8 protein-coding genes are annotated in these 11,491 nt (G+C 75.8%); 4 read left to right on the top strand and 4 right to left on the bottom strand.

What is annotated here, in order from left to right:
• Positions 1–23 precede the first annotated feature (23 nt).
• The gene (locus tag BFV98_RS10080) at positions 24–3,161 is read left to right on the top strand and encodes a BTAD domain-containing putative transcriptional regulator (protein ID WP_071095996.1); all 3,138 of its coding nucleotides are present in this window, start codon (positions 24–26) and stop codon (positions 3,159–3,161) included.
• On the opposite strand, the gene BFV98_RS10075 is transcribed toward BFV98_RS10080, so the two are convergent.
• Together BFV98_RS10075 and BFV98_RS10070 are read right to left on the bottom strand one after the other, a co-directional pair.
• Entirely contained in the window at positions 3,145–3,891 is a 747-nt protein-coding gene (locus BFV98_RS10075; protein ID WP_013285167.1) for an ABC transporter permease, read from the bottom strand. The two genes, BFV98_RS10080 and BFV98_RS10075, sit on opposite strands and share 17 nt — an antisense overlap.
• Positions 3,888–4,829, bottom strand: a complete 942-nt coding sequence (locus tag BFV98_RS10070) for a daunorubicin resistance protein DrrA family ABC transporter ATP-binding protein (RefSeq protein ID WP_013285168.1) — start codon at positions 4,827–4,829, stop codon at positions 3,888–3,890. Before BFV98_RS10070 ends, BFV98_RS10075 begins: the two co-directional genes overlap by 4 nt.
• A gap of 93 nt (positions 4,830–4,922) precedes the next feature.
• On the opposite strand from BFV98_RS10070, the gene BFV98_RS10065 reads away from it, so the two are divergent.
• The 3 genes from BFV98_RS10065 (at position 4,923) to BFV98_RS10055 (ending at position 7,641) form a co-directional block, all read left to right on the top strand.
• Positions 4,923–5,495 (top strand): DUF4240 domain-containing protein, encoded by a 573-nt coding sequence (locus BFV98_RS10065; RefSeq protein WP_071095995.1) that lies wholly within the window; start codon positions 4,923–4,925, stop codon positions 5,493–5,495.
• A 77-nt stretch (positions 5,496–5,572) separates the two neighbouring features.
• A complete protein-coding gene (locus tag BFV98_RS10060) occupies positions 5,573–6,655 on the top strand; it encodes a DUF3800 domain-containing protein (RefSeq protein WP_071098816.1) in 1,083 nt (360 codons plus the stop codon).
• Positions 6,652–7,641: a BtrH N-terminal domain-containing protein gene (locus BFV98_RS10055; RefSeq protein ID WP_071095993.1), complete on the top strand. Its 990-nt coding sequence runs from the start codon at positions 6,652–6,654 to the stop codon at positions 7,639–7,641. The genes BFV98_RS10060 and BFV98_RS10055 overlap by 4 nt, the downstream gene beginning before the upstream one ends.
• 3 nt (positions 7,642–7,644) lie before the next feature.
• Here BFV98_RS10055 and BFV98_RS10050 read toward each other — a convergent pair whose 3' ends face one another.
• Both BFV98_RS10050 and BFV98_RS10045 read right to left on the bottom strand, forming a co-directional pair.
• Positions 7,645–8,070 (bottom strand): VOC family protein, encoded by a 426-nt coding sequence (locus tag BFV98_RS10050; protein WP_071095991.1) that lies wholly within the window; start codon positions 8,068–8,070, stop codon positions 7,645–7,647.
• Between the two features lie 45 nt (positions 8,071–8,115).
• Complete coding sequence (locus BFV98_RS10045; RefSeq protein ID WP_071095989.1) at positions 8,116–11,388, bottom strand: hypothetical protein; 3,273 nt, start codon at positions 11,386–11,388, stop codon at positions 8,116–8,118.
• Between the last annotated feature and the right edge of the window lie 103 nt (positions 11,389–11,491).

The raw sequence follows: 11,491 nt of genomic DNA, 5'->3' as shown, positions 1-11,491 counted from the left end.
GCCGGGCGTGGCAGGATCGGCGGGTGCAGATCGGGTTGCTCGGGCCGTTCCAGGTCACCACGGACGGTGGCGTACCGGCCGACGTGCCGGGCGCGCGGCTGCGCGGGCTGCTGGCCGCCCTCGCGCTCCAGCCCGGTCGCGTGGTCCCGAAGGCGACGCTCGTCGACTGGATCTGGGGCGAGCAGCCGCCCGCCGACGCCGCGAACGCGCTGCAACGGCTGGTCTCCCGGCTGCGCAAGGCGCTGCCGGCGGGCACCGTCGACGGGCTGCCCGACGGCTACCGGCTCGCCGTCGAGCCCGACGCCGTCGACGCCGTACGGTTCGAGCGTCTCGTCCGCCGGGCCCGCGACGGCGACGGGCCGCAGCGGGTACGGCTGCTGCGCGAGGCGCTGGGCCTGTGGCGCGGCGACGCGCTGCGCGACATCGGCCTGCCCGACAGTCCGGCGCTCGACGCGGCGGCCACCCGGCTGGAACGGCTGCGCCTGACCGCGACGGAGGACCGGTACGACGCCGAGATCGGGCTCGGCCGGGAGGCCGACCTGATCCCGGAGCTGACCGACCTGGTGGCCGCCCATCCCGTGCGCGAGCGGCTCGCCACGGCGCTGATGCGCGCGCTCGTCGCGGCCGGCCGCGACACCGAGGCGCTGCTGGTCTACCAGCGCACCGCCGACGCGCTCGCCGACGCGCTGGGCGCCGACCCGTCGCCGGAACTGTCGGCGCTGCACGTCGCCCTGCTGCGCGGCGAGACGGTCCGCCGGGAGGACACCCGCCGCACCAACCTGCGCGCCGAGCTGACCAGCTTCGTCGGCCGGGACGCCGACCTCACCGCGGTCGGCACGCTGGTGGCCGAGCACCGGCTCACCACGCTCACCGGCCCGGGCGGCTCCGGGAAGACCAGGCTGGCCACGGAGACCGGGCGCCGGATGACGGGCGACCTGCCGGACGGCGTGTGGCTGGTGGAGTTCGCCGCCGTCAGCGCCGGCGGGGACGTGGTGCAGGCGACGATCTCCGGGCTCGGCCTGCGCGACGCGCTGCTCGGCGACGCGGGCAGCGCGGAACCGGCCGACCGGCTCGTCGCGGCGATCCGGGACCGGGAGATGCTGCTGATCCTGGACAACTGCGAACACGTCGTCGACCAGGCGGCGGCGCTGGCGCACCGGCTGCTCGGCGAGTGCCGGCGGCTGCGGATCCTGGCCACGAGCCGGGAACCGCTCGGCATCACCGGGGAGGCGCTGTGGCCGGTCGCGCCGCTGGGCCTGCCGGACGGCGACGCCCCGATCGCCGAGGTCGGGTCGTCGCCCGCCGTGCGCCTGCTGCGGGACCGGGCCGCGGCGGTACGCCGGGACCTCGCCTTCGACGCCCGTACCGCGACGACGATGGCGCGGATCTGCCGCGCGCTCGACGGCATGCCGCTGGCGATCGAGCTGGCCGCGGCGCGGCTGCGCACCATGTCCGTCGACCAGCTCGCCACCCGGCTCGACGACCGGTTCCGGCTGCTCACCGGCGGCAGCCGGACCGCCCTGCCCCGGCACCGGACGCTGCGCGCGATGGTCGACTGGAGCTGGGAGCTGCTCAGCGACGCCGAACGCGCGGTGCTGCGCCGGCTGTCGGTGTTCTCCGGCGGGGCGAGCCTGGACGCGGCCGAGCGGGTCTGCGCCGGCGGCGCCGTCGAGCCGGGCGACGTGCTCGACCTGCTCACCGCGCTGACCGACAAGTCGCTGCTGGTCGCCGCCGGCGACGTCGCACCGCGCTACCGCATGCTCGGCACGATCAAGGAGTACGCCGCACAGCGGCTCGCCGAGGCGGGGGAGGCGGACCTCGCCCGTCGCGCGCACCTGGCGTACTTCACCGAGCTGGCCGAGACCGCCGAGCCGCGGCTGCGCCGCGCCGACCAGCTCACCTGGCTCGCCCGGCTGGAAGCCGAGCACGACAACATCACCGCAGCCGTGCGGGGGGCGCTCGCCGCGGGTGAGGGGCGCGAGGCGATGCGGCTCGCGGCCGGCGCCGGCTGGTACTGGTGGCTCGGCGGCCACCGGACCGAGGGCATGGAACTGATCATCGCGGCCACCGAGGCGCCCGGCGACGTGCCCGACGACATCCGAGCCGTGGTGTACGGACTCGTGGTGCTGTTCCTCAGCTCCGGGCCGGGCGACGCGCAGCACGCGGCCGAGTGGATCCACAAGGCGTACCGGTTGAGCGGCGAAGGTCACGGTGGTCACCCGGAGCTGGCCCTGGTCGTGCCGATGGAGCGCATGCTGCGGGAGCCGGACGCGCTGCTGCCCGCCTGGGAGTCGCTGCTCGACCACGAGGACCCGTGGGTACGCGCGCTGGCACGGCTGCACCTGGGCAAGCTGCGGGTCATCCTCGGCGTCGAGGCGGCGGAGGCGGAGGCGTGCCTGCGGCAGGCGCTCGCCGAGTTCCGGGCGGTCGGTGAACGCTTCGGGATCTCGTTCGCGCTCAGCGAGCTGGCCGAGCTGATCGCCGTACGCGGTGACGTCGCCGCCGCCTGCGACTACTACGAGCAGGCGGTCACGGCGGTCACCGAGGTCGGCGCCGTCGAGGACGTGATCCGGATGCGGGCGCGGCTGGCCTGGCTGTACCGGCTGGGCGGCGACGAGTCGGCGAGCGCCGCCGCGCTGGCCGAGGCGCACCGGCTCGCCGCGGGGGTCGCCTGGCCGGGCGCGCTGGCCGAGCTGGCGCTGGTCCGGGCGTACCTGGCCCGCCACGACGGTGACGCGGACGAGGCGTACGCGCAGCTGCGGTCGGTGTCGGCGCTGCTCGGCGACGAGGCGGACCTGGCGAGTGTCCGGGCGGGCATCCAGGATCTGCTGGGTTACCTGGCCGACGACGTCGAGCAGGCTCGTACCCATCGGGCGGCGGCGTGCCGGGCGGCGCGCGAGGGTGGCTACGCGCCGCTGACCGCGCAGGTGCTCGTCGGTGTCGCGGACCTGGCGTTGCGGCTGGACCGGCCGGACCAGGCGGCGCGGCTGCTCGGCGCCGCCACCGCGGTACGCGGGCTGCCCGACCGCGCCCACCCCGACGTGCCGCGGATCGAGGCGGCGGCGCGCGACCGCCTCGGCGACGCGGAGTTCGCCGAGGCGGTCGCACAGGGCCGGGAGACCGGCTGGGAGCGGCTGGTGGAGATCACGCTCGCTTCGTGAACGTGGACCGCGCCCACAGGTAGCCGACCACCGCGATGCCGGCGCACCAGACGACCGCGGGGATCACGTCGCCGGCCGACGGCGCGCCGTCGAGCAGGCCGCGCAGGGTCTCGATGATCGGCGTGAACGGCTGGTACTCGGCGAACTGCCGCAGTCCCGGCCCCATCTTGTCCGCGGGCACGATCGCGCTGCTGAAGAACGGCAGCAGGACCAGCGGGACGGAGGCCATGCCCGCCGACTCCGGCGACTTCGCGAACAGGCCCAGCGCGACTGTGAACCAGCTGACGGCGACGCTGAGCAGCACCACCACGCCGGCCACGCCGAGCCAGTGCAGGGGATCGGCGGCCGGGCGGAAGCCGAGCAGGAACGCCACCCCGACCAGGGCCGCGACCGCGAGGACGTTCGTCAGCACGGTGGCGACGACGTGGCCGGTCAGCACCGCGCCCCGGGAGACGTGCATGACCTTGAAACGGTTGATGATGCCCTTGGTCATGTCGGAGTTCACCGACGTCGCGGTGCCGCCGAGGCCGTAGCAGACCGCCAGCAGCATCAGGCCCGGCGTCGCGTAGTCGACGTAGTCGACGCCGACGGAGAACGCGTCGCCGAGCATGTACACGAACATCAGCATGACGATGATCGGCATCAGCACCGCGTTGAACACCGAGGTCGGGTTGCGGCGCAGGTGCGTCAGGTTGCGGCGCAGCATGACGACCGAGTGGTTTCTGCTCATCTGGCGGCCACCTCCGGGGTACGGCCCGTCAGGGCCAGGAACACGTCGTCGAGGTCGGGGGTCTGCACGGACAGGTCGTCGGCGTTGATCGCGTGCGCGTCGAGCCGGTCGAGCAGGGCGCGCAGCGCCGCGGTTCCGCCGTCGGCGGGCACCCGCAGCGCCAGCGCCTCCTCGTCGCGTACCGCCTCGGGCAGCACCAGCGCCGCCGCGTCGAGTTCGGCGACGGTGCCGAACCGCAACCGCACGTGCGTGCCGGGGATCCGGCGCTTCAGCTCCTCCGGCGTGCCCTGGGCGACCAGCCGGCCCTGGTCGAGCACCGCGATCCGGTCGGCGAGACGGTCGGCCTCGTCGAGGTACTGGGTGGTGAGGAAGACCGTCACGCCGCCTGCGACCAGATCCCTGATGATCGACCACATGGTGCGGCGGCTGCGCGGGTCCAGCCCGGTCGTCGGCTCGTCCAGGAAGATGATCCGCGGCTCGCCGACCAGCGTCATCGCCAGGTCCAGCTTGCGGCGCATGCCCCCGGAGTACGTCGACACCGGCTTGTCGGCGGCCTCGACCAGGTCGAACCGTTCCAGCAACTCCGCGACGACCCGCTTGCCGGGCACGCGGTTGCGCGGGCCGAGGTCGACCATCAGTTGCAGGTTCTCCCGCCCGGTCAGCAGTTCGTCCACCGCCGCGAACTGCCCGGTCACGCCGATCGCCGCGCGGACCGCCTTGGCCTCGGTGACGACGTCGTGCCCGGCCACCCGCACCGACCCGGCGTCGGCGCGGATCAGGGTGGTCAGGATGTTGATCGCTGTCGTCTTGCCGGCTCCGTTCGGGCCGAGCAGGGAGAAGATCGTCCCGGCGGGGACGTCCAGATCGATGCCGTCGAGCACCACCTTGTCCTTGTACGCCTTGCGCAGCCCGGAGACCGTTATCGCTGAACTCGTCATGCGACCACCATGGGCGGCCGTACCGCCACCGCCCTGACACGGCGCTGACACGGCCGCTGACAGCTTGTCGGTGGGCCGGCGTACGGTCCCGCCGTGGATCGGGAGACGTTCTGGGACATCGTGGAGCGGGCGCGTGGCGCCGCGGGCCGCGAGACGGTCACCGCCGAGGGGGCCGACGCGGTGGCCCGGCACCTCGTCGCGGAGCTGTCGACGCTGAGCCCGGCAGCGATCGTGGGCTTCGAGCAGGCGTACGACGACGTGAATCTGGAGGCGTGGCGCTGGGACCTGTGGGCGGCCGCCTATCTCATGCGCGGCGGCTGCTCGGACGACGGGTTCGACTACTTCCGCGGCTGGCTGGTCGCGCAGGGGCGGGCGGTCTGGGAGCGGGCCGTCGCCGATCCCGACTCGCTCGCCGAGGCCGGCGTCGACCCGGAAGACGACGCGGTCGAGTGCGAGGCGGTGCTGAGCGCGGCGGGCGACGCCTACGCCGAGGCGACCGGCGCCGGCACCGACGCGTTCTGGGAGGCGCTCGACGCCGCCGACCGTGCTGCTCCCCCCGGCCCGGCGCCGGCCGACCCGGCCGGTGAGGACTTCGACTTCGGCGACGACGAGCAGATGCGCGCCCGCCTGCCGCGTCTGGCGGCGATCTACCGGCCGCTGGAATGAGCCGGCGCGACCCGCCTCCGGCCCGATCCGGGTTAACCGCTGGTCCGCCGCGGGCCGGGTGGGCGAGCATGGTCGGCATGGCCGGGTCGACGGGTGCGAGGCTGCCGCTCCAGGGTGGGCTGCCACCCGGCGAGGCGCTGACCGGCGCGGTGCTGGAGATCGCCTGCGACGAGTCCGGTTTCTCCGGGACCAACCTGCTCGATCCGGCCACCCCGGTGATCGTCCACGCCAGCGTCGACCTGAGCCGTGACGAGGCCGCTGCGTTGATCCGTACGCTGCGGTCCGGGTTCCGGTTCTCGCCCGACGAGGTCAAGTCCCGGCAGTTCCTGCGCCGCCGCGAGGCCGCCGAGGCGGTGGAGTGGTTCCTGTCCGCGCTGCGCGGCCGGGCGCACGTGCACCTGGTCGACAAGGAGTTCTTCCTCGCCACCCGGGTCGTCGACCTGCTGCTGGCCGAGCCGTCGTACGCGGCGGGCACCCGCCTCGCCGGTGACCGGCGTCAGGCCGCGGCGGCGCTGCACCGGGCCGGGCGGGCGGCCGGACCCGGCTGGGCGGTCTTCCTCGCCACCGTCGTCGAGATGCTGCGCACCAAGCGGCGGGATCGGGCGGACGACCGGAGCGTGCAACGGTTCTTCGCCGCGCGGGACGCGTTACGGCGTCACGTCGGCGACGAGGCGGCCGGCGCGGTCCTCGACGCGCTCGATCCGGCCCGGGTGGCTGAGATGCAGGCCAGGTTGTACGCGGGCGACCGGACGATCCCGCCACCGCTGGAGCCGCTGCTGCCGGCGCTGGCCGAGACCGTCCTGCACTGGAGCGGCGGCCGGCGGCGGGTGCTGGTGATCCACGACGAGCAGAGCGCGCTCACCCAGGACCGGCTGCGCCGCCTCCAGGCGGCACTGGCCGCGGTCGACCCGGCCGGTCCGTCACCGCTGGCCGGGCTGGTGATGACCGATTCGCGCGACGACCCGCGCGTCCAGGCCGCCGACCTGCTCGCCGGGGTGGCCCGCCGGATGCCCGGCATCCCCGGCGACGGACCGCTGCGCCCGCTGCTGACCCCGCCCTCCGGGGACGCCCCGGGCACCGCCGCTGGAGCGCACGATCCGGGCGCCGTCGCCGCGACGCACGATCCGAGCGCCGTGACGGCGGAACAGGAGGCGACGTGATTCTCGACGACGTGACGCCGACCGGCGGGGTGCACTGCGAGACCACCACGCTCGGCGTGCTGACCCGGCACGCGGGCCTGGACCTGTCCGAGCCGATGCTGTTCGGTCTCGGCGAGGGGCTCGGCTTCGTCTACTGGGACGCCAAGGGCATGGACGTGCCGTTCCTCGGCGGGCGCACCAAGCCGCTGTGCGTGACCCGCGCCGCCGCCGGTCGCCTCGGGTTGGACCTGCGCGTCCGGGAGACGACGTCGGCGGCCAGGGCGTGGCGGAACGTCACCGAGGCGCTGGACGCCGGGCACCCGGTCGGCCTGCAACTGGACTCGTACCACCTGGACTACTTCACCACCCGGGTCCACTTCGGCGGGCACACAGTCGCCGTGTACGGCTACGACGACACCCACGCCCACCTGGTCGACACCGCCCAGCAGGGCGGCGCGGTGACCACCACGCTGGAGAGCCTGGCGCGGGCGCGCGCCGCGCGTGGACCGATGACCGCGCGCCACCTGTCGTACACGCTCACCGCGCCCGGCGGCCCGCCGGACCTGGCCGCCGCCGTCCGCGCGGCGGTACGCGCCAACGCCGGGGCGTTCCTCGACCCGCCGATCGCCAACCTCGGCCACCGGGGGATCGCCACCGCCGCCGCCCGGGTGACCCGCTGGCTGGACCGCGCCGCCGATCCGGCCCGCGACCTGCCGCTCGCCGCGACGCTGATGGAACGCGGCGGCACCGGCGGCGCGCTGTTCCGCGCCGTGTACCGCGACTTCCTCACCGAGGCCGCCGCCGTCACCGGGGACGCGCGGGTGCGGCGGGCACAGCGGATGTACGCCGGCATCGCGCCGCTGTGGACCGCCGTCGCCGACCACATCGCGACCGCCGGGCGGACCGGCGACGCCAGCCACCTGACCCGCGCCTCGGCGGTCCTCGCCGATCTGGCCGTCCGCGAACGCGAGGCGATGACGGTGCTGGCCGCCGTGGACGCCGGGTAGCGGTCAGCCGAGCTGCTGGGCCAGCGCCACGATGACTCCCGCCGGGCCGCGCAGGTAGCACAGCCGGTAGACGTCGCCGTAGTCCGCCACCTCACCGATCAGCTCGCCGCCGTGGGCCCGCAGGCGGGCCACCGTGTCGTCGACGTCGTCCACGGCGAACATGACCGACCGCAGGCCGAGCGTGTTCGGCGGCGCGTCCGACGGTTCGGCGGCGACGAGCGCCGGCGCCCGGAACCGCGTCAGTTCGAGCTTGCCGTGGCCGTCCGGGGTGCGCATCATCGCGATGTCCACCCGCACGCCGTCCATGCCGTTGACCCGGTCCACCCAGGCCCCCTCGACCGGCGTCTCGCCCTCCACCTCCATGCCGAGTTCGGTGAAGAAGGCGATGGCGGCCGGCAGGTCGTCCACCACGACGCTGACGTGGTCCATCCGCTGAAGCGTCACGCCCCGAGCATAGGGCGACGCCCGGCCCGGTCAGCTCATGTCGAGCGTGTACGCGGCCTCCCGCACGTCGGCGTCCGGATGGCGGCGCAAGCCGACGAGCAGGTCCCGCCACGGCGTCTTCCAGCCGAACTCCGACCCGTGCGCGACGAGCGCCACCGCGAACAGCCCACCGGCCAGGTCGCCGCGCCCGGCGAGGCGGGCCACCGTGCCGGCGAGCGCCGCCGGGTCGGGCCGCCGCCGCATGGTGAGCAGGCGATCGCCGACGCGTTGCGCGGTGCGCACCGCGACCACGGGCCGGCCCGCGCAGAGCGCGGCGACCTCGTCCAGGTCGTCGAGGCGGCCGAGGTCGACGAGCAGCCCGGTGGCCGTACCCAGGAAGGTGTCCCGGCCGGCGAGCCACCGCGCGGCCTCGACCAGCCCGGCCCGGTCGGCGGCGGCCGGGCGGCTGTCGGACCACAGGGCCGCGCCCTCCGCGAGCAGCTCGACGCGCCGCCGGGCGGGCCGGTCGGCGGCCGGACCGCCCGGATCGTCGTCGGCGGCGTCCCGCTCCACCAGCCGGGCCAGCGCGGCCCGGAACGCCCCGTCGCCACCGGCCCGCAGCAGGTTCGCCACCCCGATGCCCGGCGTCGTCTCGTCCGGGTCGGTGAGCCGGTCCACGACCAGGTCGGTGACGCCGGTCAGCCACTGCCACCACTCGCCGAGCGCGTCGAACGCCGCGCGGCGGACCTCCCGGTCGTCGGCCCGGCACGCCTGCACCACCAGCGCGGCGTAGGTGCGGCGGTGGCGCTGCGAGATCCCGGACGGGTACGCGCCGAGCACCGCCCGCCGCTCCTCCCGGCTGGCGTGCACCGCCGCGCGCAGGACCGCCCAGCCCGCCTCGGTCCCCAGCCGCTGCCGGGCGGCGGAGACGATCGCCGCGCGCACGTCGCGGTGCGTGTCCGGATCGGCGTACGCCTCACCGAGCGCCGCCATCACGTCCACCTGCGCGTAGCGGGCCAGGAGCCGCGCGGCCTCCTTGCGGCTGGTGACCTTCGCGGCACCGGTCAGCACCCCGCCCAGCAGCTCGGCCAGCCGGGCCGGCGGGACGTACCGGGCGGCCCGCGCGGCGGCGTACAGCGCGACGCGTGCCCGGTCGCCGTCGGCGTACCGGAGCAGCACCGGGAACGCCTCGTCCGGCCGGTCGGTCCAGACCAGCGCGCCCAGCGCCGCCTCGGCGACCGGCACCTCGGACGCGTCGACGTGGCGCAGCACCAGCTCGCGTCCGGCCGGTCCGGCCCCGGCGGCGGCCCGGATCGCCGCCGCCCGCTGCCACACCCGGTGACCGGAGTCGGCGACGACGCGCGCCTGGAGCGCCACGAAGCGTTCCTGGTGGCGGGGGAGCCACCGTTGCGCGTGCGGCGCCGGGCCGGGCACCCACCGTTTCCCGTTCTCCACGAACCGGCCGCGCGGGGGCCGGTCCAGCACCCGGTCGAGCAGGTCGGTGCGGGACGTGCAGACGATCGCCCACACCTCGCCGATCGCGATCGCCGACGCGTCGACGTCGAGCACCTCGGCGACGCGCCGCGAGCGGGTACGCGGATCGGCGAGCCAGAGCCCGGCCGCCGTCCGGGCCACAGCGGGCAGGGTGTCCGGCCCGATCGTCCGGCGCAGCAGGTCCTGCAGCCCCGGCAGACGCCAGGCCCGCCGCCCGAGCGCGTGGGTGAACGCGAACAGCAGTCCGTACCGGCCGCGCGCCATGCCGGCCTCGATCCGGCCGCGCAGCCGGTCGAACACCACCGCCTCCTGGCCGTGCCGCAGCACGGTGTCGAGCCGGCGCAGCACCGGAACGTTCGTGTCGCTGCTCACCGCGTCGATCGTGCGCAGTGCCCATTCGACCAGTTCCGGCACGTCCACGTGGTGGGTGAGGACGTCGACGGCGAGCCGGCTCAACGCGGTGGTGGTGGTCGCCGAGGCGTCCCGCGCGTCGACCGCGTCGGTGGTGAGCCCGGTCAGTCCACCGGCGCTCGTGGCGGTGAGCAGCGGCGCCACAGTGGCGAGCGCGGTGAGCGCGGCCGCGCGTACCGGGTCCTGCTCGTTGCGCAGCCGGCCGAGCCGGACCACCACCTGGGCCACCGTGCGCGGGTCGCGGGAGCGTCGCGCGGCCGCCACCAGCAGCCGCCAGCCGTCCGCCCGCTCGTCCGCGTCGCCCGAGCGCAGCGCCGCGCTCGCCGACGCGGACGCCTCCGGCCAGGGCAGGTACGCGCTCCAGAACCGCACCTGCTCCTCCCGCTCGCGGACCGACGGCAGGGTCAGCACCCGGGCCGCCTCGCGCGCCCGTACCGCCGCCGGCAGCACCTCCATCACCTGGGCGCCGGGCAGCAGCGCCGTGGTGTCGGTGTCGGCCAGCGCCCCGTCGTACAGCTCGGCGCGGCGGCTCGGCGCGACGGCGCGCAGCAACGCGGCCAGCGCGTGGTCGTGCTCCCGCAGCCGGGCGGCCAGCGGGACCAGCTCGGCGGTGGGCAGCGCGGCGAGGCGGCGCAGCAGCGCCCGGGGCAGCGTGGTCCGTGCCAGCCAGGCCGCGCGTGCGGGCGACGTGAGCAGGCGGACGACCCGGCGGGCGTCGTGCGCGGCGAGCCGCCCGTACGCGACGGGCGGGCCGGGCAGCGACTCCTCGGGCGCGTACCCGTCGAGCAGGTCCAGCGCCCGCGCCGGATCGCCGTGCAGCACCGCGCCGGCGACCTCCGCCCAGATCCGCCCGCGTGACTCCGGTGGGGCCACGGCCATCCGCTCACCGGTGCGCGTCAGCACGATGTCGGAGTGCGACCGCATCAGCCGTTCCGGGTTCAGCGCGTGTTCCAGATCGGGCAGCCACGCCCGTACCGTCTCGGGGCCGCACGCCGGCAGCAACGCGGCGGCCTCGTGGTCACCGAACCGCTCGCGTACCCCGATGATCAGCGCGTCGGCGACGGCCGGCACCGGGTTGCGGCGCAGCGCCCGGTAGACGCGCCGCCGCGCGCCGGCCGGCCGGTCGGTCAGGTCGGCGGGCGTCACGCCGGCCCGCACGGCGGCGGTCAGCGCGGTGGCGGCGATCGAGGGTTCCGGGTCGAACGTCGCGGCCAGGACGGCCGCGGTGTCCCGGGTCGCCAGCGCGGCGAGCAGCGCGAGACGCCGCTCGTAGGGCCCGTGCCGGCGCAGGTCGGCGCAGACCTGCGCCCGGTCGGGCGCGGTGCGTGCCCACGCCACGAGGCGCCGCGTCCGGTCGCGGTGGGGCAGCGGGTCGAGGGCGGCGAGCAGGTCGCGGGTGGCGGTGAGCACGGCGCTCATTGTGCCGGTGCGCGGGTCGCCGCGGGTGCCCGTCGCACCTATTCCGCAATTCCTATGGAAATTGTAGATTTTCAGCGTTCTCCCAGCCGCCCGGGATTGACAT

Source organism: Micromonospora sp. WMMB235, from assembly GCF_001855515.1.
GTDB classification, from domain to species: Bacteria; Actinomycetota; Actinomycetes; order Mycobacteriales; family Micromonosporaceae; genus Micromonospora; species Micromonospora aurantiaca.
Note: the sequence above shows the minus strand (reverse complement) of the source record. Positions and strands in the feature narration are given on the sequence as shown.